This window comes from Kitasatospora sp. NBC_00458 (assembly GCF_036013975.1).
Classification (GTDB): domain Bacteria; phylum Actinomycetota; class Actinomycetes; order Streptomycetales; family Streptomycetaceae; genus Kitasatospora.
The window spans coordinates 7945748-7966737 of record NZ_CP107904.1; the positions used below are offsets into that span (position 1 = coordinate 7945748).

12 protein-coding genes and 1 pseudogene are annotated in these 20990 nt (G+C 74.1%); 8 read left to right on the top strand and 5 right to left on the bottom strand.

Features of this window, described 5'->3' with window-relative positions:
* The first annotated feature begins 131 nt into the window (after window positions 1-131).
* A complete protein-coding gene (locus tag OG550_RS32440) occupies window positions 132-1355 on the top strand; it encodes a DEAD/DEAH box helicase (protein ID WP_327683607.1) in 1224 nt (407 codons plus the stop codon).
* 124 nt (window positions 1356-1479) lie between these two features.
* Here OG550_RS32440 and OG550_RS32445 read toward each other — a convergent pair whose 3' ends face one another.
* Together OG550_RS32445 and OG550_RS32450 are read right to left on the bottom strand one after the other, a co-directional pair.
* On the bottom strand, window positions 1480-3123 hold the full coding sequence (locus tag OG550_RS32445) for an amidohydrolase (protein ID WP_327683608.1): 1644 nt from the start codon (window positions 3121-3123) through the stop codon (window positions 1480-1482).
* Window positions 3120-4553 (bottom strand): APC family permease, encoded by a 1434-nt coding sequence (locus OG550_RS32450; RefSeq protein ID WP_442906198.1) that lies wholly within the window; start codon window positions 4551-4553, stop codon window positions 3120-3122. The genes OG550_RS32445 and OG550_RS32450 overlap by 4 nt, the downstream gene beginning before the upstream one ends.
* On the opposite strand from OG550_RS32450, the pseudogene OG550_RS32455 reads away from it, so the two are divergent.
* The 4 genes and pseudogenes from OG550_RS32455 to OG550_RS32470 form a co-directional block, all read left to right on the top strand.
* Window positions 4434-6053 (top strand): annotated as a pseudogene (locus OG550_RS32455) (phosphoenolpyruvate carboxylase); the annotation flags it as partial. The gene OG550_RS32450 and the pseudogene OG550_RS32455 overlap by 120 nt on opposite strands.
* Window positions 6054-6135: 82 nt before the next feature.
* Window positions 6136-7191, top strand: a complete 1056-nt coding sequence (locus OG550_RS32460) for an MBL fold metallo-hydrolase (protein WP_327673758.1) — start codon at window positions 6136-6138, stop codon at window positions 7189-7191.
* 416 nt (window positions 7192-7607) lie between these two features.
* The gene (locus OG550_RS32465; RefSeq protein ID WP_327673756.1) at window positions 7608-8867 is read left to right on the top strand and encodes a M23 family metallopeptidase; all 1260 of its coding nucleotides are present in this window, start codon (window positions 7608-7610) and stop codon (window positions 8865-8867) included.
* Window positions 8868-9123: 256 nt separating this feature from the next.
* Window positions 9124-11007, top strand: a complete 1884-nt coding sequence (locus tag OG550_RS32470) for a DUF1906 domain-containing protein (RefSeq protein WP_327673754.1) — start codon at window positions 9124-9126, stop codon at window positions 11005-11007.
* Window positions 11008-11076: 69 nt separating this feature from the next.
* Here the strand turns inward: OG550_RS32470 and OG550_RS32475 are convergent, their stop codons facing one another.
* The 3 genes from OG550_RS32475 to aroA form a co-directional block, all read right to left on the bottom strand.
* Window positions 11077-12003 carry a lysozyme gene (locus OG550_RS32475; RefSeq protein ID WP_327673752.1) on the bottom strand — a complete coding sequence of 309 codons (927 nt, stop codon included), beginning with the start codon at window positions 12001-12003 and terminating at the stop codon, window positions 11077-11079.
* A 325-nt stretch (window positions 12004-12328) separates the two neighbouring features.
* A complete protein-coding gene (locus OG550_RS32480) occupies window positions 12329-12916 on the bottom strand; it encodes a hypothetical protein (protein ID WP_327673750.1) in 588 nt (195 codons plus the stop codon).
* A 408-nt stretch (window positions 12917-13324) separates the two neighbouring features.
* Window positions 13325-14569 (bottom strand): 3-phosphoshikimate 1-carboxyvinyltransferase, encoded by a 1245-nt coding sequence (gene aroA, locus OG550_RS32485; RefSeq protein ID WP_327673748.1) that lies wholly within the window; start codon window positions 14567-14569, stop codon window positions 13325-13327.
* Window positions 14570-15002: 433 nt separating this feature from the next.
* Here aroA and OG550_RS32490 point away from each other — a divergent pair, with 433 nt between their 5' ends.
* The 3 genes from OG550_RS32490 (at window position 15003) to OG550_RS32500 (ending at window position 19980) form a co-directional block, all read left to right on the top strand.
* Window positions 15003-15572 (top strand): GNAT family N-acetyltransferase, encoded by a 570-nt coding sequence (locus OG550_RS32490; protein ID WP_327673746.1) that lies wholly within the window; start codon window positions 15003-15005, stop codon window positions 15570-15572.
* A gap of 187 nt (window positions 15573-15759) precedes the next feature.
* Window positions 15760-17502: a glycosyltransferase family 2 protein gene (locus tag OG550_RS32495; RefSeq protein ID WP_327673744.1), complete on the top strand. Its 1743-nt coding sequence runs from the start codon at window positions 15760-15762 to the stop codon at window positions 17500-17502.
* Window positions 17503-17649: 147 nt separating this feature from the next.
* Window positions 17650-19980 (top strand): acyltransferase family protein, encoded by a 2331-nt coding sequence (locus OG550_RS32500; protein ID WP_327673742.1) that lies wholly within the window; start codon window positions 17650-17652, stop codon window positions 19978-19980.
* Window positions 19981-20990: the final 1010 nt, after the last annotated feature.

Sequence of the window (20990 nt, forward strand, 5' to 3'; positions counted from 1 at the left end):
CAGCCGGCCCCCGGCCGCGGTCGGCGCCGACGCCCCGGCCCCCGGCCGCGCCGCGTCCCCCGCTCTCCCCCGGACCCCCGCTCACGCCCCGGCCGCCGCGCGGACCGGCGCAGCCCGGCCCGTTCGCCCGGATGGGCGTGCCGCACGCGCTCGCCCGGGTCCTGACCCGGCAGGGCATCACCGAGCCCTCCGCCATCCAGGCGGCGACCCTCCCGGCCGCACTGGCCGGCCGGGACGTCCTCGGCCGCGGCCGCACCGGCTCCGGCAAGACCCTCGCCTACGGGCTCCCGCTGCTCGCCCGGACCGCCGGCCGCTGCGCCGAACCGGGCCGCCCGGTGGCGCTGGTCCTCGTCCCCACCCGCGAACTCGCCCAGCAGGTCGGCGACGACCTGCGGCCCTACGCCCTGGCCGCCCGGCTGCGGCTGACCGCGCTGGTGGGAGGCCTGCCGGTGCACCACCAGGCGCTGGCGCTCAAGCGGGGCGCCGAGGTCGCCGTGGCCACCCCCGGCCGGCTGGCCGACCTGGTCCGGCGCGGCGACTGCGCGCTCGACGGCGTCGCCGTCACCGTCGTCGACGAGGCCGACCGGATGGCCGAGCTGGGATTCCTCCACGAGGTCACCGAGCTGCTCGACCGGGTCGGCGCCGACGGCCAGACCATGCTCTACTCCGCGACCCTGGACGGGGGCGTCGACCGGCTGGCCGAGCGGTTCCTCCGGGACCCGGTCAGCTTCGCGGTGGATCCGCCGACCGACGCGGTGGACACCATGGAGCACCACGTCCTGTACGTCCGGCAGCCCGACAAGCGCTCCACCGTCACCCACATCGCCTCCCGGGCCGGGGCGTCGATCATGTTCGCCGAGACCCGGGACACCGCCGACCGCACGGTCGAGGACCTGCTGGCCGGCGGCGTCCGGGCGGCCGCGCTGCACAGCGGCAAGTCGCAGCCGCAGCGCACCCGGACCCTGGAGCAGTTCCGCGCGGGCGTGGTCACCGCGCTGGTCGCCACCAACGTCGCCGCCCGGGGCCTGCACGTCGACGGCCTCGACCTGGTCGTCAACATCGATCCGCCGAGCGACCCCAAGGACTACCTGCACCGCAGCGGCCGGACCGCCCGGGCCGGCGCCGCGGGCACCGTGGTCACCCTCGTGCTGCCCGGCGAGCGCCGGGACACCGCCCGGATGCTCACCGCCGCCGGGGTCACGCCCGCCTGCGCGCAGGTGCGGCCCGGCAGCGAGGAGCTCAGCCGGATCACCGGTGCCCGGCCGCCGAGCGCGGTACCGGTGACGGTCCCCGACCCGGTCCCCGACGAGCCGCCCCGCTGGGGTTCGGCCGTCCGGCGGCCCGGCGGTCGCTGACCGTCACTCCCACGGGGCGTTCCTACGGGGCGCTTCTACGGGGCGCTCCTACGGGGTGGTCGGGCCGGGTGGTCGGGCCGGGCTGCGGCGGGCGGGCCTCCGGGCACCCCCGGAGGCCCCGGCCTCAGCCCGCGCGGTGGACGACCTCGCCGCCCACCACCGTCAGGTCGACCCGGGCGTCCAGGAAGGCCTTCGGGTCCACGGCGAAGAGGTCCTCCGAGAACAGCACCAGGTCGCCCAGCTTGCCCGGGGTGATCGACCCCAGCCGGTCCTCCAGGAAGTTGGCGTGGGCGCTGCCGAGGGTGTAGCCGCGCAGCGCGTCGGCCAGCGGGACGGTCTCCTCGGGCACCCAGGCCTCGCCGCCGGCCAGCCCCTGCCGGGTGACCGCCGTGTAGAGGCCGACCAGCGGGTCCATCTCGGCCACGTTCCAGTCGCTGGAGAACGCCAGCACCGCGCCCGCGTCCCGCAGGCTGCGCATCGGCCAGGCCTTGGACCAGCGCTGCTCGCCCACCGCCTCGGCCCAGTCGCGTCCGGGACCGGCGATGTCGGGGGAGCAGTGCCGGGGCTGCATGCAGGCGACCACGCCGAGCCCGGCGAAGCGCGGCACGTCGGCCGGGTCGAGGCACTCGACGTGGACCACCTGGTGCCGGGCGTCGCGGGGGCCGTTGACCCGCCGGGCGTGCTCGACGGCGTCCAGCACGGTGCGGATGCCCCGGTCGCCCGTGGCGTGCACGAAGGCCTGGAAGCCGGCCGCGTCGAGCCGGGCCAGCACCCCGGCGAACTCCTCGGCCGGGTAGAAGGTCTCGCCGCGGTGGCTGTGGCCCGCGTACGGCTCCAGAAGGGCGGCGGTGTGCGGCTCGACCACGTCGTCGATGTACAGCTTCAGCGGGCCGACCCGGAACCGGTCGGTGTCGTGCCGGCGGGCCGCGGCCGCGAACTCGGCCAGGTCCGCGTCGGTGGTGCCGCGGGGGTGGAAGAGCGCGGCGACCAGGCGGGACCGCAGCCGGCCCTCCGCGGCGGCCCGCTCGAACAGGGCCAGGTCGTCCAGCGAGTTCTGCGGTTCGACGACGGTGGTCAGGCCGAACCCGGCCGCCAGGTCGAGGCTGGCGCAGAGCCGGCCGTACTGCCGCTCCGGGGCCGCCCACGGCACCCCGGCGGCGCGCAGCGCCCGGTGGCCGTCGCGGGAGAGGCCGCGGACCGCGAAGTCGGTGAGGAACCCGGTGGGCTCGCCGGTGGCCGGGTCCTTGCGGACGGTGCCGAAGGCCAGCTCCCCGGTCCGCGCGGTGATGCCGAGGCGGCGCAGGGCGGCGGTGTTCAGCCAGGCGGTGTGCACGTCGTAGCTGAGGACGAAGGCGGGCCGGTCGCCGGTGAACGGGTCGAGGTCGGCGGCGGTGGGCATCCGCCCGCCCCCGATGGCGGAGTAGTCGAAGGCCTCGGCCTCGATCCACTCGGCGTCGGGGTTGCGGCGCAGCCAGTCGGCGATCCGGCGGCCGATCTCCGGCAGGTCGGCGGCCCCGGCGAGCTGGACGCAGGCCGCGTCGGAGCCGAGCCGGACGTGGTTGTGGCTGTCGATGAAGCCGGGGGCGAGCAGCCGGCCGCGCGCGTCGACCACCTCGGTGCCGGGGCCCGCGAAATCGTGCCAGCCGTCGCCGTCGCCGACCCAGACGATCCGCCCGTCCCGGACGGCGACGGCCTCGGCGCGGGGACGCCGGTCGTCGACGGTGTGGACGTGGGCGTTGTGGACGATCAGTTCGGCGGGGTGGTTCACGGGTGCTCCGGGGTGCTGGTGCTGGTGCTGGTGCCGGTGGTGCCGCCCGCGGCGGTCGCGGCGGCGGGGGCGGGGGTGCGGGTGAGCGGGGGGCCGGCGGGCCGGGCCTGGGGCGACCGGTCCGCGGGCGACTGGTCCTCGGGGAGGCTGAGCACCCAGTGGGTGGCGCTGCGCGGGCGCAGGTAGGCGAACCAGTAGAGGACGCCGGCCGCCACCACGGCGAGGGTGATCAGCAGGTCGCGCACGGACTGCTGGGTGAGGGTGTAGCCCAGGACCACGGTGGTGAGGACGGGCGCGAGCGGCCAGAGCGGCATCCGCCAGGCGTCGGTGGAGCGGTGGCGGCCGCGCCGGGCGGCGAGCGCGGCGATGCCGAGCAGCAGGTAGATCACGGCGACCACCACGCCCGTGAAGCCGAGCAGCGCGTCGATCGGCACGGTCAGTGCCAGCACCGCGCCGGGCAGGCCGATGGCCAGGGTGGCGACCCAGGGCGAGCCCCAGCGCGGGTGCAGGGTGCCGAGCGCGCGGTTGACCGGGGCGGGCCAGGTGCGGTCGCGGGCCGAGGCGTAGAGCACCCGGCCGTTCTGGATCACCATCACGATGACGGCGTTGAGGATGGCGGCGGCGATGCAGAGGCTCACGAAGGTGCCGACGCCGCTGCCGGCCCAGTCGTCGACGACGGCGACGAGGTCGCCCGCCGCCAGCTGGTCGGGCGAGGCCACGCCCAGGCAGATCGCGACGACCGGCAGGGTGATCACCAGGACTCCGGCCAGCAGGGACCAGAGCACCGTCCGGGCGACCGAACGGCGCGGGTCGCGGAGGTCCTCGGAGAGGTACACGGCGGTGCCGAACCCGTTGTAGGTGAAGATCGCGACGGCCAGCCCCGAGATCAGCAGGCCCGCGGTGAACGGCGAGGTGCCGCCCTGCCCGTCCGGGACGACCGCGTGCACCAGGGTCGACACCGGCTGGCGGACGTGGGTCAGGCCCAGCACGGTGACGACCGCCGCGGCGAGCACCTCCAGCCCGAGGAAGACGCCGGTGATCAGGGCGTTCGACTTGATGTCCAGGACGCCGACGGCGACCGCCACGCACATCACCAGGGCGCCGGCGACGGCCGGGTCCATGGTGAGGACGGAGCCCAGGTAGCCGGCGGTGCCGAGCGCGATGATCGGCGGGATCACCAGCAGCGAGACGATCGAGATCACGAAGACCAGCCAGCCGGCCAGCCGTCCGAGCACCTGCCCGACGATCGAGTACTCGCCGCCCGCGCTGGGCACCAGGGTGCCGAGCTCCGCGTAGCAGAGGCCGACCCCGAGCGAGAGCACCGCGGCACCCTGCTCGCGGACGGCCGGCTCGCCCGCACCATCCGGACCCTCGCCGCCTTCGGCCTCCGACTCGCCACCATGGACGTCCGCGAGCACGCCGACGCCCACCACCACGCCGTCGGACTCCTGGTCGACCGCCTCGACGAGGAGTCCTGGCGCTACGCCGACATGCCGCGCGACTACCGGCAGCGCCTGCTCGCCAAGGAGTTGACCTCACGCCGACTGCTCGGACCCGCCCCCCTCGACACCGCCGCCACCCGCACCCTTGAGGTCTTCCACACCGTCCGCCGCGCCCTGGACACCTTCGGCCCCGAGGTCGTCGAGTCCTACATCGTCTCCATGTGCCAGGGCGCCGACGACGTCCTCGCCGCCACCGTGCTGGCCCGCGAGGCCGGACTGGTCGACCTGCACGCCGGGGTCGCCGGGATCGGCATCGTGCCGCTGCTGGAGACCACCGACGAACTGCGCGCCGCCGGCCACATCCTGGAGGAACTGCTCGCCGACCCCTCCTACCGCCGGCTGGTCGCCCTGCGCGGCGACGTCCAGGAGGTCATGCTCGGCTACTCCGACTCCTCCAAGTTCGGCGGCATCACCACCTCCCAGTGGGAGATCCACCGCGCCCAGCGCCGGCTGCGCGACGTCGCCCACCGGCACGGCGTCCGGCTGCGGCTCTTCCACGGCCGCGGCGGCACCGTCGGCCGCGGCGGCGGCCCGTCCCACGACGCGATCCTCGCCCAGCCCTGGGGCACCCTGGAGGGCGAGATCAAGGTCACCGAGCAGGGCGAGGTCATCTCCGACAAGTACCTGCTGCCCTCGCTCGCCAGGGAGAACCTCGAACTCGCCGTCGCCGCAAGCCTCCAGGCGACCGCACTGCACACCGCACCCCGCCAGTCCGCCGAGCAGCTGGCCCGCTGGGACGCCGCGATGGAGGTCGTCTCCGAGGCCGCCCACGCCGCCTACCGCCGACTCGTCGACCACCCCGACCTGCCCGCGTACTTCTTCGCGGCCACCCCGGTCGACCAGCTCGCCGAACTCCACCTGGGCTCGCGCCCGTCCCGCCGCCCCGACTCGGGCGCCGGGCTCGACGGCCTGCGCGCCATCCCGTGGGTGTTCGGCTGGACCCAGTCCCGCCAGATCGTCCCCGGCTGGTACGGGGTCGGCGCGGGCCTCGCCGCCGCCCGCGAGGCCGGACTCGGCGACGTCCTGGACGAGATGTACGGCCAGTGGCACTTCTTCCGCAACTTCCTGTCCAACGTCGCCATGACGCTGGCCAAGACCGACCTGCGGATCGCCCGCCACTACGTCGACACGCTGGTCCCACCGCACCTCACCCACGTGTTCGACACCATCCGCACCGAGCACGACCGCACCCTCACCGAGGTGCTCCGGGTCACCGGTGAATGCGAACTCCTCGACCATCAGCCCGGGTTGAAACAGACCCTGGCCCTGCGTGACGCCTACCTCGACCCGATCTCCTACCTCCAGGTCGCCCTGCTCGAACGACGCCGCGCCGCGGCCGCCGCCTCCGCCGAGCCCGACCCGCTGCTCGCCCGCGCCCTGCTCCTCACCGTCAACGGCATCGCCGCCGGCCTGCGCAACACCGGCTGATCCCCGCCCCGCCGATCCCACACAGGCCGATCCCCACATAGGCCGATCCCAGGCAGGCCGATCCCCACGGGAGTTCCCGACCATGACCGCCAACACCCCACGCGCCAAAGGCACTTCACGCCGCACCCTGCTGCGCACCGCCCTCGGCGCCACGGCCTCCGCCGCCGCCGCGGCCGGCGTTCTCACCGCGGGCGCGCCCCGCGCGGCCGCCGCCCGTCCGCGCCTGCCACGGCTCGGACGGCTCAACGAGCAGTCCGCGGTCCGTTCGCTCGACCTCGGCGACACCCGGGTCACCTACGTCGTCGACGGCGCCATGGAACTCGACCCGGCGGGCTTCCTCCCCGCCGTCCCGCCCGCGTACTGGCGCGACCACCCCGAGGCGCTCACCCCCGGCGGCCGGATCGCCGCGTCGGCCGGCGGCGTCCTCGTCGAACGCGGAGGCCGACGCCTGCTGATCGACGTCGGCCTCGGCGCCAACGTCCTCTCCCCGGCCCTCGGCCGCTCCCGCGGCGGCGCCCTGCTGGACACCCTCCGTGCCCTACGGGTGTCCCCAGGGTCCGTCGACACCGTCGCCTTCACCCACCTGCACACCGACCACACCGGGCTCGGCTTCCGCCCCGGCCGCGACCACGTCCTGCACAAGGCGTTCCCACGCGCGGCCTACCGGGTGGCCGGTGCCGAATGGGAACCGTTCTGGCGCGGCGAGATCGAGGTCGGAGCGCCGTCCTGGGACTCCTTCATGGTGCCGATGTCCCGGGTCCTCCAGCCCTTCGACGACGGCGCCGAGATCTGGCCCGGCGTCACCGCCCTGATCACCCCCGGACACAGCCCGGGGCACACCTCGTACGTCGTCACCGACCCGGGAGGCCACCGCCTGGTCGTCTTCGGCGACGCCTTCCACACCCCGGCCCAGATCGCCAACCCGGCCTGGCCCTCAGGCCCGGACACCGACGCGGCCGCCGTCCTGCGGGCCCGCCGCACCCTCCTGGCCGAGCTCCGTGCCCCGCGCACCCTCGGCTTCGCCTTCCACTTCGGCGACCAGCCCTTCGGCCGCGTCGTCGCCGACCGGGACGGCACCCTCCGGTGGCGCCCCGTCCCCACCGGCCCCCGCCTGCCCGCCCCGCTCAACCTGCCCTGACCGGCCCGTCCCACCCGCCCCGCCCCCGCCCGAACCCGACGCGGCCCCTACCCCTCCCGGGGGCGGGGCCGCGTTCCGTCTGTTCGGGGTCGAACCGGGTTCGTCGCATTCGACCGCCCCTGGGGCGCATGGACCGTATTCGGCGATCTTAGGGCTGATGGCACGTCAGGTCTGATTTTCCGTGATGATTTCCTTTGTCCGGCGGTCCGTTCGGGGACTTACTTTCCCGCTCGGGAGCTCTTGGAAAGCGAAGGAGCATCCTCTACTGTCGAGGAGCGGCAAAGGGGATCGCCGCAAAATCGAGGCCTCTCCGACGCTTTTGCGAGGCCTTGTTCCGCCGGCGGGGGCGGCGGAAGCGATGGCGGGGGCGGCGCGGCCGTCCTCCGCCGCGCCGTGCCGTCCCGTGTCCGGTGTCCGTGTCGCGCGGCGTCCGGAGCCGCGCGACAGTCGGCACCTTCCGAGGGGGGCTCCACATGCTCAAGGCACGATTGACCGGCTTGACCGTGATGGCCACGATCGCACTGTCCCTGCTCGCCGTTCCGCCGGCTCATGCGGCCGGCCGGCCCGACTTCCAACTCCCCGTCCCCTGCGGGGAGACGTGGACCGCCAGCACCTACGCCGGCCACAACCCGAACGGCTCGGTCGACCTCAACCACTACCCGGGCGACGACTACGGCCGCCCCGTCACCGCCAGCGCCGCGGGCACCGTGGAGGTCGCCGAAGCAGGCAGCTCATGGGCCGGAACACACGTCCGGATCAACCACGGTGGCGGCTGGACCACGCACTACGCACACCTCTCCGCCCTCGACGTCTCGGTGGGCGTGCACGTGAACGCGGGCCAGGTCGTCGGCCGTCTCGGCAACACCGGCAACTCGACCGGCCCGCACCTCCACTTCGAGGAGACACTGAACGGAGTCGGCCAGCAGGCCACCTTCGACGGAGTCGGCTTCAACGGCTCCACAAGGGATTTCACCAGCCGCAACTGCGCCGTGTCGGGGAAGCCGACGGGTGTGGGTGTGTACCGGCCGGGTGATTCGTTCTTCGCGGTGTCGGACCGGGTGGGGAACACGGTGGGTTCGTCGGTGTTCGGGGCGGCGGGTGATGTGCCGTTGGTGGGTGACTGGAACGGGGACGGTCAGGACACGTTCGGTGTCTATCGTCCGGGTTCGGCGTATTTCTACCTGTCGAACGACAATGGTTCGGTGGCGGTTGCGGGGGGTTTGGGGAATCCGGGTGATGTGCCGTTGGTGGGTGACTGGAACGGTGACGGTCGGGACACGATCGCGGTGTACCAGCCGGCGACGCAGGATTTCGCGTGGACCGATGACAATCTGAATGTGGTGGGGACTCAGCGGATGGGTGTGGCCGGTGATGTGCCGTTGGTGGGTGACTGGAACGGTGATGGTCGGGACACGATCGGGGTCTACCGTCCGAGTGAGGCGAGTTTCTATCTGACGGACGCGGTGTCGGGTGCGCACGTGGATCACTATGTGGCGTTCGGCAACCACGACGAGCAGCCGATCGTGGGGGACTGGGACGGTGACGGCTCCGACGAGGTGGGTGTCTACCGTTCGGCGACGGCTGAGTTCTTCGGTGCGGCGCACGATTCGAGTGCGGTGGCGTACGGGGTGAGGTTCGGCAACCCCGGCGACACCCCCATCACCGGCACCTGGTAGCCGGGAGCCGCACACGACCCACCGCTCCACCCGCGGTTGTAGGCGACTTCGCAGAGGCGCCTGCCCGCCGTTCGACCCCGCCGCCGGGTTCACCCCGGCTGCGGGCTCCACGCCCCGTACGCATCGGGGCACCCGCCCGGCCTGACGCCGAGGCATTCGGCGCCGCCGCCCGCCCGCACGCAACCGGAGGCGGGCGGCAGACGCTCCACTCGCGGTCCGTCCGGACCGAACACGACCCTCAAGGAGTTCCACAGCGATGTCATCGACCTTCCGATCGGCACGACGGAGCCTGCTCCCCGTCGTCGCCGCGGTCGGCGCACTGCTCGGCGGTGCCCTCGGCACCGCCGCCCACGCGGCGCCTTCCGCCTCGGGCCTCAAGCCCGTGACCTACCAGGGGCACCGGTTCGACGTGCCGGCCGACTGGCCCGTCATCGACCTGGCGGCCGACCCGACCGCCTGCGTCCACTTCGCCCGGCACGCGGTCTACCTCGGCACCCCCGGCGAGACCCAGGACTGCCCGACCGGCCTGGTGGGCCGGACCGAGGCGCTGCTCGTCCAGCCGGACGCCGCCGGCCCCGCGGACTGGGGGACCGAACTGCGCGACGTCAGCCACGAGATCGTCAGCCGCTTCTCCGGCCTCAAGGTCACGGCCACCTACGCCGAGGACCCCGCCCTGGTGCGGTCCGTCCTCGACCGTGCGGGCCTGCCGCGCGCGGTTCCGCAGAAGCCCGCAGCGAGTGCGGCCGAAGCCCCCGCCGCGCGGACCGCGGCCCTGACGGCGAGCGGCGCGGACCTCACCAACCACACCGGCAAGGGCTTCGACGCCTGCACGGCACCGGGCAACGCGCTGATGGACGCCTGGAAGGCCAACTCGCCCTACGGCGCGGTCGGCGTCTACATCGGCGGCAGCAACCGCTATTGCGCGCAGGCCAACCTCACCGCGTCCTGGGTGCAGCGGCAGGCGGCCAACGGCTGGCGCTTCCTGCCCATCTACGTGGGCCTCCAGGCCGGTCAGATCACCTCCGCCACCAGCCAGGGCCGTGCCGCCGCCGACGACGCGGTCAACCAGGCGGCCCAACTCGGCTTCGGCCAGGGCTCGCTGCTCTACTACGACATGGAGAACTACACCTCCGGCTCGGACCGGGTCCTCTCCTTCCTGTCCGCCTGGACGACCCGGCTGCACGAGCGGGGCTACGGCTCGGCGGTCTACAGCTCCTCGTCCTCCGGCATCGCCGACGTGGTGAACAGCCGGGGAAGCGGCTACGCGCTCCCCGACGTCCTGTTCACCGCGCGCTGGAACGGCGCGGCGAACACCGACGAGCCGGTCATACCGGCCGGCGCCTGGGCGAACCACCAGCGCGTCCACCAGTACCGAGGCAACATCACGGAGAGCTGGGGAGGCCACTCGCTCCAGATCGACCAGGACTACCTGGACGTCCAACTCGGCGGTGCCGTGTCGGGGAAGCCGACGGGTGTGGGTGTGTACCGGCCGGGTGATTCGTTCTTCGCGGTGTCGGACCGGGTGGGGAACACGGTGGGTTCGTCGGTGTTCGGGGCGGCGGGTGATGTGCCGTTGGTGGGTGACTGGAACGGGGACGGTCGGGACACGTTCGGTGTCTATCGTCCGGGTTCGGCGTATTTCTACCTGTCGAACGACAATGGTTCGGTGGCGGTTGCGGGGGGTTTGGGGAATCCGGGTGATGTGCCGTTGGTGGGTGACTGGAACGGGGACGGTCGGGACACGATCGCGGTGTACCAGCCGGCGACGCAGGATTTCGCGTGGACCGATGACAATCTGAATGTGGTGGGGACTCAGCGGATGGGTGTGGCCGGTGATGTGCCGTTGGTGGGTGACTGGAACGGTGATGGTCGGGACACGATCGGGGTCTACCGTCCGAGTGAGGCGAGTTTCTATCTGACGGACGCGGTGTCGGGTGCGCACGTGGATCACTATGTGGCGTTCGGCAACCATGACGAGCAGCCGATCGTGGGGGACTGGGACGGTGACGGCTCCGACGAGGTGGGTGTCTACCGTTCGGCGACGGCTGAGTTCTTCGGTGCGGCGCACGATTCGAGTGCGGTGGCGTACGGGGTGAGGTTCGGCAACCCCGGCGACACCCCCATCACCGGCACCTGGTGACCGAGCGCGCCTGACCTGGCGGGGCCGGGCTGAGGGGAAACGTTTCTTCTCAGCCCGGCCCCCGGCGCGTCAGCCGTTGGCGAGCGCCTTGAGGCGGTCGTAGGCGCCGTTGAAGAGGTTCTGGTCTCCGGGGAAGGTGCCCGAGTCGGCGTACTGCCAGAAGGTCTGGTACGTCCAGCCGTTCGGGAGGGTACCGACGGCGGAGGCGTAGCGGGCGATCCAGAGGGGGTTGGTGGCGCCGAAGGAGGAGTTGTTGCCGGTGCAGGTCGCCCACCAGCCGGTCGTCGTGTAGATGGTGGGGTAGCGGCCGGTGCGGGAGCGGACGGTGTTGCTGAAGGCGCGGATCCAGCTGACCATGGCGCTCTGCGAGAGGCCGAAGCAGGTGGCGCCGTAAGGGTTGTACTCGATGTCGAGCGCGGGCGGGAGGGTCCTGCCGTCGCGCGACCAGCCGCCGCCGTGGTCGACGAACCAGTTGGCCTGGGCGGTGCCGGACGACCGGTCGGGCAGGGCGAAGTGGTAGGCGCCGCGGATCAGGCCGGCGTTGTAGGAGCCGTTGTACTGCTGGGCGAAGTACGGGTTTCGGTACGTGGTGCCCTCGGTGGCCTTCACGTAGGCGAAGCGGGCGCCGTTGCCGGCCACCGAAGCCCAGTCGACGTTGCCCTGGTAGCTGGCGACGTCGAGCCCCGGGGTCTGGGTGGCGGTCAGGGAGGCGAGGGCGGGGGTGTCGGCTCTCCCCTCGTGCGCGGCGACGGTGGAGCCGGCGAAGTCGCGCTCCGGGTGGATCGGGGGCAGGCCGCCCTGCCGTTCCGCGCCGGCCGAGCCGTCGGGGGTGGTGGCAGGAGCGGCGGTGGGGGCCGGTTCGGCCGCGTGGGCCGGCGCGGAGACTCCGGCGGTCAGGGCGGCCGCAGTGGCCAGGGCGGCGAGGACGGCGAGCCTGCGGGGTTTCGGGCTTCGGTTGGTGCCGGTGGAGCGGGCGGAGCGGGAAGTGCTGGGCATGAACACTCCTCTGGTCCGTGCTGACGGCGTGTGAGTGCGGTACCGGCCGGTAGGGATCCCGGCCGGGAGCAGGGTAGCCAGGTCCCCGCCACTCCCGCCAGGCCTCGGGGCGCACTCCGCGGCCCGCCCCGCCCTGCGACCGTGAAGGTCGGTGGGCGCCGCCCCCGACGCCCGACGCCCGATGCCCGGCACCCTGGGTGGGGGCGCCGGGCATCGGGTATCGGGTATTGCTGGGCGGGCGTCGGTGGTGGGGCGTCGGTGGTCGGGTGCCGGACGTTCAGGCCGCGCGCGGCTGCCGCCGGCGCCCGTTCCGCGTGCGGGACCGTCAGCTGTGCGGGAGGACGAAGTTGTAGCCCTGGGCGCTGTGGGCGCCGCCGGACGGGCAGACGCCGTCGGTCGGGTAGCCCCAGAAGTACATGGAGAAGCATTTCTGGCAGAATCGCCAGTTCCGCTGGGCGGTGGGTGTCTCCGGAACGTCGTGCGGGAGGACGAAGTTGTAGCCCTGGGCGCTGTGGGCGCCGCCGGACGGGCAGACGCCGTCGGTCGGGTAGCCCCAGAAGTACATGGAGAAGCATTTCTGGCAGAATCGCCAGTTCCGCTGGGCGGTGGATGTCTCCGGAACGTCGTACGGCAGGATGAAGTTGTAGCCCTGGGCGCTGTGGGCGCCACCGGCGGGGCAGACGCCGTCGGTCGGGTAGCCCCAGAAGTACATCACGAAGCACTTCTGACAGAAACGCCAGTTGTTCTGCGTGCTCCGGATTTTCGCCGGTGCGGGGGCCGGTGCGGCGTTCGCCCGGGCGGTGCCCATGGCTCCGGCGAGGCCCACCGCGGTGGCGCCGAGGGCGCCGCGCAGGAAGGTCCGCCGCCCTCCCGGGTTGTTCGAGGGGATTCCGGATTCGTTCAGCTGGTCCACTGCTCGTCCTCCGTTCACGGTGCTGCGACGTGTGCGCCGCGCCGCCGGGGCGCAGCCCCGGAAATACTCCCGTCGGGAATGGTGGGCGTCAAGGGAAAATGGTGGACGGACGAGCGGTGCGGACAATTCCGGAAATGATTATCGGACGGTCCGATGGGGTGGAAGTGGCGGGCGGGCAGAAAAGGTTTCCGATGGGCGCCGGAAGGGAGCGTTTCCGCGGTTTCCCGGGATGAATCCCTCCTGACCGGCCCGGTCGCATTCCCCGGGGCTCCGCCGCGTGCCGGGAACCGCACGCCGGGCTCGCGCGCCGCGCTCCGGGCGCCGCGCTCAGCGCGGCACGCTCTGTGCGGCTCGTGCGGCTCGTGCGGAGCGCACGGCAGGCGGCATCGAGTGCGCGCCCGGTGCGGGTCAGACGGCGGTGGGCCACCCCTCGCGCAGCTGCGCGAACGCCTCGTGGAAGCCCGGGAAGGTCTTCCGCACGCAGCCCGGGTCGTCGAAGGTGATACCGGGAGTACGCAGGCCGGTGACGGAGAAGGACATCACCATCCGGTGGTCGCCGTGGCTGGCGAGCTCGGTGGCGCGCGGGGTCCCCGGCCGGATCTCGATCCAGTCGTGGCCGGTGGCGACGTCGATCCCGAGCCGGCGGAGGTTCCCGGCGCAGGCCTCCAGCCGGTCGCACTCCTTGATCCGGGTGTTGGCGACGTTCTCGATCCGCACCGGCGCCGAGGCGAACGGTGCGATGGCGGCCAGCGTCGGCATGGTGTCGGAGATGTCGCGCATGTCGACGGTGAGGCCGCCGAGCCGGCCGTCCGGCGCGCCCTCGACGGTGACCCGCTCGGCGCTGACGTCGACCCGCGCGCCCATCCGGGCCAGTACGTCGACGAACCGCAGGTCGCCCTGGAGCGCGTCACGGCCCAGTCCCGGCACGGTGATCCGGTGGCCGGTGAGAGCGGCCGCGGCGAAGAAGTAGCTGGCGGTGGAGGCGTCCGGCTCGACCGGGTAGGTGGTCGCCCGGTAGCCGCCCGGTGCGACCTCGAAGACCTTGCCGGTGCGGGTCACGGTGGCGCCGAAGGCCCGCATCATGGCGATGGTGATCTCGACGTACGGCGCCGAGACGAGGTCGGTGACGGTGATCCGCAGGCCCTTGTCGGTGAGCGGCCCGAGCAGCAGCAGCGCGGTCAGGTACTGGGAGGAGAGGCTCGCGTCCAGGGTGAGCTCGCCGCCCAGGACCCCGTCGGCGGTGATCCGCAGCGGGTGGTGGCCCTCGGCCTCCTCGTGCCGGAGCTCCACGCCGAGGGTGCGCAGCGCCTCGGTGAGCGGGCCGAGCGGGCGTCGGCGCATCTGGGCGGAGGCGTCGAACCGGAAGGTGCCGCGCCCCGCGGCGGCGAGGACGGGCAGGAAGCGGGCGGTGGTCGCGCCGTCGCGGCAGTAGACCTCGGCGTCGGCGGCGGGGCCCTGCGGGCGGCCCTCGACCAGCCAGCGGTCGGCCTCGCGGGTGAGCGCGTAGCCGAGGGTGCGCAGGCCCTCGGCGAAGCCGTCGGTGTCGTCGGAGACCAGCGGGCGGAGCAGGGTGGTGGTGCCGTCGGCGGCCGCCGCGAGGAAGAGCGCGCGGGCCGTCACGGACTTGGAGCCGGGGATCTCGACGACGGTCATGGGGCCTCCGGGGTGCGGGTGGTCCGACGGGTGTCACGGTCAGCTGTCAAGGTCATCCTGCCCGAGGCGCTCCGGAGGTCGGGTGGACGTCCGGGTGCTGGACGGCGTGGCGGACGGCGCGGTGGATGGTGCGGCGCACCAGGACGGCGGGCGGGCCGGGGCGTGGACCGGGGCGGGGACTTGGGCGTGGACCTGGGCGTGGACCGGGGTGGGGGTCGAGGAAGGGGCCACGGCGGATCGGGGCGGGGCGGTTCGCGGGAGGTGGCGGCGCTCCCGTGCGGCGGGTCCGGCCGAGGGTCCGGTGCCCGGGGGCTCCGCGCAGGTCGGCGCCGGGTGGGCGCGGGGCGGCGCTGTGGCACGATGCCAGGGATCGGCCCGAACGGCCGCCGCCCGTCCGGGCCACCGCCCGGACCATCGTGAGACGAGGAACCTCGTGCCCGAGACCACCCGAGAGGCCGCCGAGACCGCGGCCGACCGCCTCACCTTCCGCCCCGCGACCACGGCCGACGTCGCCGCCCTGGTCGAGCTGGTCGAGTCCGCCTACCGGGGCGAGGCCAGCCGGGCCGGTTGGACCACCGAAGCCGATCTGCTGGAGGGCCAGCGCACCGACGTCGAGGGCGTCACCGCGGCCGTCACCCACCCCGACGGTGTGGTGCTGCTCGCCGAGCGGGGCGGCGAGCTGCTCGCCTGCTGCCAGCTGGAGCGCCGGGGCGAGCACGCCTACTTCGGCATGTTCTCGGTGCGTCCCGGCCGCCAGGGCGGCGGTGTCGGGCGGTCGGTGCTGGAGGAGGCCGAGCGGTTCGCGGGCGAGGAGTGGGGCGCGGCCGAGCTGGAGATGACGGTGATCGAGCAGCGGTCGGACCTGATCGCCTGGTACGAGCGCCGGGGCTTCCATCGGACCGGTGTCTACTCCCCGTTCCCGTACGGCGACGAGCGGTTCGGGATCCCGCTCCGCCCCGACCTGCGGTTCGAGAAGCTGATCAAGGCGCTTACCGTCCGGTAGCGGTGACATATCGTCAGGACGTGCACGAATCTGACATGTCGTCAAAGTCCTGACCTGCGGCGATGCATGGACGTCATACCTCGTTCACGATTGGTCTAGGCCATTGTGAGAGGCTGGCGACGCACGGTCACGTTCCGTCCCAGCCCAGGGGGGCCATTTCCGCATGCCCGTACTCCATGGCAACGCCATGTCCGCATCCGACACCGGTCCGCGCCGTGCCCGCCGAATACCCGGCGACCGGCCCGGCGACGGACCGTCTCGGCTGCCCAGCCCGCCCGACGACCACGAGCTCTACTGGTACTTCGGACCGCAGCGCCGGTGGGTGCTGCTCTGCGCGACCCTCTCCTACGCCGGCGCCACCGCGACGCTCGGCCTCTTCGCACTCAGCCGGCCGCTGCTCTGGCCGTTCCTGGTGCTCACCGTGCTCAACGCCGCGACCTGGCTGCTCTCCATCGCCGACGGCCAGCGCTCGCGCCGCTTCACCCGTGACTCGCACGACCTGCTGGTCCGGGCCTGGCGACCCGCCCTCACCCCCGGCGTCGACCTGCTGCTGCCCACCGCGGGCGAACCGCTCGACGTCCTGGACAACGCCTACCGGCACACCGCGGCCGTCCGCTGGCCGGGCAGGCTCACCGTCCTGGTCCTCGACGACGCCGACCGGCCCGAGGTGCGCGAACTCGCCGAGTCCTACGGCTTCGAGTACCGGGCCCGCCCCGACCGGGGCCGCTTCAAGAAGGCCGGCAACCTCAACCACGGCCTGGCCGAGGGGACCGGCGACATCATCGCCGTCCTCGACGCCGACTTCTGCCCGCGACCGGACTTCCTGCACCACCTCGTGCCGTACCTCGACGACCCGAACGTCGGCATCGTGCAGAGCCCGCAGTGCTTCGACACCGACCCCGGGATGTCCTGGCTGGAGCGCGCGGCCGGAGCCACCCAGGAGATCTTCTACCGCTGGATCCAGCCCTCCCGGGACGCCCAGGACGGCACCGTCTGCTGCGGCACCAACGCGCTCTACCGGCGCGCCGCGCTCGAACGCGTCGGCGGCTTCGCCGAGATCGACCACAGCGAGGACCTCTACACCGGCCTCTCGCTCGCCCGCGCCGGGTGGACCACCCGGTACGTGCCGGCCCTGCTGGCCAAGGGCATGTCGCCCACCGGCCTGCCCGCGTTCATCAGCCAGCAGTACCGCTGGTGCCTCGGCTCGCTCGCGCTGGTCGGGGACCCCGACTTCCGGCGCGGCCCGCTGCCCCGCTCGGCCCGGCTCTGCTTCTGGAACGGCATCCTCGGCTACCTCACCAGCGCGGTGAACGTCTTCGCCGTCCCGCTGCCGGCGCTGATCATGCTGTTCTTCCGGCCCGACGAGATCGCCCCCTGGCAGGTCCTGCCCTTCCTGCCGCCGATCTGGGTCTCGCTCGTCCTGCTGCCCGCGATGTCCCGCACCCGCTGGCGCTTCGAGGTCACCCGGGTCCAACTCCTCGGCGGGCTCTGCCACGTGGTCGCCATCGCGCACGCGCTCCGCCGGCGCAGCGCCGAGTGGGTCCCCACCGGCGCGGTCTCCGGCGGCACCTCGCTGGCCCGGGCGGTCGCCCGGATCGGCGTCGGCTGGCTCGGCCTCGTCATCGTGGCCGGCGCGGTCGGACTCGTCCGTGCCGTCTCGCTGCACGGCTGGCAGCCGTACTGGGCGCTCGCCGCGCTCCTCGCGCTGACCACCTACACCATGGTTCCGCTGATCAGGGCCCTCTGGCCGCTGCTCCGGGGTGGCAACGGCGCCACCGTCGCGGACCTCGCCCGCCCCGCGGAGGACCGGACCGCCGGATCCGACGCCGCCGAACTGCGCTTCGGCCGGGCCGAGTCGGTCGCCGTCACCGCCGTGCTGCTGCTCTGCGGCCTGCTGGCGTCCGGCTGGGCCGACCCGCTCATCTTCTGACTGATCGTCAGAGAACCCTTTCCTCCCCCTCTTCTCCCCATCTCCTCATCCTTGCGCGTCGCCCCACCGGCGCGGACCCGCCGCCCGGCCGCCCCATCGGCCCGGCGGCCCCGACCACCGCTGCCAGCCCTTGCAAGGAGCACCGCCGTGTCAACGGCCGTACCACCGGGCGCCGAGCCGTCTCGCGCCGCCGCCCGCCAGGGTGACGCCACGTCACCGTCCGCCGCCAGCAACGAACTCCTCCCCGTCGACCTCACGCCCGGCCCTCCCGCCGACCCCGCGCTGCGCCGGGCCGTCGGCCTGACCGCCGCCGATGCCGGCGGCTCCACCGCTGCCGCTCTCACCGCCGTCGCCACGGCGACCGTCGCCTCGACGACCGTCGGCGCCGCGACCGTCGGCGCCGCGACCGCCGGGTCCGCCGTCGAACCGGCCCGCAGCGCGGAAGCTGCCACCACCCGGTCGGCCGACCGGCCCAGGGCCGCCTTCCGCCCCGACATCGAGGGCCTGCGCGGCGTCGCCGTGCTCTCCGTCCTCGCCTTCCACGCGGGCGTCCCCGCCTTCACCGGCGGCTACGTCGGCGTCGACATCTTCTTCGTCATCTCCGGGTTCCTGATCACCGGCCTGCTGCTGGCCCGCCCGATCGGCCTGTGGGACTTCGCGTCCCGCCGGGCCCGCCGGATCCTGCCCGCCGCGGCCGTCGTCCTGGTCGCCACCGCCCTCGCCGGCGGCGCGCTGCTCGACCCGCTGCGCGGCACCGACCTGGCCCGCGACCTGATCGCCTCCGCCGGACAGTTCGCCAACTGGCGGTTCGTCGGCCAGCAGACCGACTACCTCGCCGCCGAACGCGACCCGAGCCCGCTCCAGCACTTCTGGTCGCTCGGTGTGGAGAACCAGTTCTACCTGCTCTGGGGCGTGCTGCTGCTCGGTCTCGCCCGCTACCTGGTGGGCCGCCGCCGCACCACCGCGATCTCCGTCGCCACCCTCGCCATCGGCGGCGTCTCCCTGTTCCTCTGCATCCGCTGGACGGCCGGGTCCGCGCCGCTCGGCTACTTCTCCACTGCGAGCCGCCTCTGGGAGTTCGCCGCCGGCGCCTGCGCCGCCCTGGCCGCGCCGGCGCTCGGCGCCCGGCTCGGGCGCGGCGGCCCCGGCACGCGCCTCGGCGGCTGGGCACTGCGGGCCCTCGGCTGGGCGGGCGCCGCCGCCGTCGTGGTCGCGGTCTTCCGCTACGACCGCAACACGCCGTTCCCCGGCAGCGCCGCCCTGCTGCCCGTCCTCGGCACCGCCGTCGTCCTGCTGGTCGGCCCCGCCCACCGCGCGCTCGGTCCGGCGGACGCCGGCCGACTGCTGGCCACCGGCCCGCTGCGCGCCGCCGGCCGGCTCTCCTACGCCTGGTACCTCTGGCACTGGCCGGTCCTGACCATCGCCCAGGCCCGCTACGGCGCCCTCCCGTGGACCACCCTGGTCCTGCTCACGGCGGCCGCGGCGCTGCCGGCCTGGCTCACCATGCGCCTGGTCGAACAGCCGCTGCGGTACGGCAGCAGCCCGGCCCCGCGCCGCGGCCTCGCGGTCGGCGCGAGCGCCCTGGTCATCCCGCTGATCGCCGGACTCACCCTGGGCGGCGGCACCGTCCGGGCACTCGGCGACCCGAACGCGCCCACCGTCGCCCCGGCCGGCGCCGTCGACGGCCCGGGCCTGCTGGCCCCGGGCACCCGGGTCCTCGCGCTCACCCCCTCGCTCGCCCGTGCCCGGGAGGACTTCCCTCCCGGCAAGGGCTGCGAGATCCCGCTCGCCGCGGAGAACAGCCCGCGCTGCCTGTTCGGCACCGAGTCCAGCCCGGACCGGATCGTCCTGATCGGCGACTCGCACGCCGGCCAGTGGATCTCCGCCGCCCTCGCCATGGCCGAACAGCGGCACTGGGCACTGGAGGTGCTGGTCAAGCCCGGCTGCCCGCTGGCGACCCTGACGGTGCGGAACAACGTGCTCGGCCGCACCTTCGACGAGTGCGACCGCTGGCGCGAGAACACCCTCACCCGGCTGGCCGTCGGTCCCAAGCCGCGCCTGGTCCTGATGGCCGGCCTCAACCGGTACGGGGGCCAGGACGAGCGCACCGAGGGCTGGACCCGCACGCTCGACCGCCTGGCCGCGCTCGGCACACCGCTCGCCTACCTGGGTGACACGCCGATGCCCGGCAAGGACATCCCCACCTGCCTGGCCGCCTCCGACGGCCGCTCGGACGCCTGCTTCTTCCCCCGTGAGTCGGCCTTCGAACGGGACCCGCTGATCGACGGCGGCCTCGCCGAGCGCTACCGCGTCCGCGTCCTCGACCTCGGTTCGCTGCTCTGCCCCGGCACCGGTCCGGACTGCCCCTCCGTCCTGGAGGGAGTGATCCTCTACCGCGACACCGGGCACATCACCGACACCCTCGCCCGGGTCCTCGCCCCGCGTCTGGACCAGGCGCTGCTGACCGGGCAGGGCTGACGGGAAGCGCTGACGGGAAGCGCTGGGGGGAGGAAGACCGGTCGGGGCGCGGCCGGTGAAGGTCGGACCGGGGCCGTCGTGGCGGGCCGTCCGGGCGGGCATGACCGGACCGGTACGGGGCCCGGCTGGGCTGCCGACCACGCGGACCGCCCCTGCCACAGTGGTACGCGGTCGACGGGCGCCCACCCGGGCGGCCGGTGTCCGTCCGTCCGGGGCCGGTCCTGGACGGGCGGGGCCGTCGCCCGGGGCCGGGCCCCCTCAGCCCCTCCCGCCCGTGCACTCCGGCCGGCGAGGCCCGGGCGCCAGGAGTCGCACGACAGGAGTCGCAACGGCACGAGTCGTACGGCGGGGTCCGCCCGGCAGCAGGTCGCCGGGCGGACCCCGCCGTTCCTGCCGCATCCCGCCCGCTGCGCCCTGCTCCTTGCACCGCGCCCCGTCCTCGGGACCGCGCCGCCTCAGCCGTAGATGCCGTGGCAGAGCCGCGCCTGCTCGGAACCGGCCGGCCAGCGGCCGATGCGCTCCGCCTGCTCGCAGATCGACCCCGGCGCAGCGGTGGGCGCCGGGGGCAACGGAGGGGCGTTCGTTCCCGGCCCGGGCGTGGAGGCGGGGGCGGGCGCCGGTCTCCCCGCCGGCGCGGAGGCGCTGCCCGAGGCGCTCGCGGTGCGGGTGGGCGCCGGGCGCGGTGTCCGGCCCGGCTTCGGCCGGGGCGTCGCGGCGTGGTCGTCCTCCGCCGCCGGGGACGCGCTGCTCCCCGGCGGCCCGGACCGCGCGGACAGCCGGGAGCCCGCGGCGGCCGACGGCGGTCCGTCCCCGGCCGCGGTCGGCGACGGCAGCGGCGAGGGGGCCGGAACCGGCAGCAGGGCCGGCGCCGGGGGGACCGACGAGGAGGGACCGGGCACCGGCGACGTCGCCGGGAACGCCACCACCCCGGACGACTCGTCACCGCCCCCGGGCCCGCACATCGCCAGCACGGCCGCCAGCCCTGCGACGATCCCGGCGGCACCCGCAGC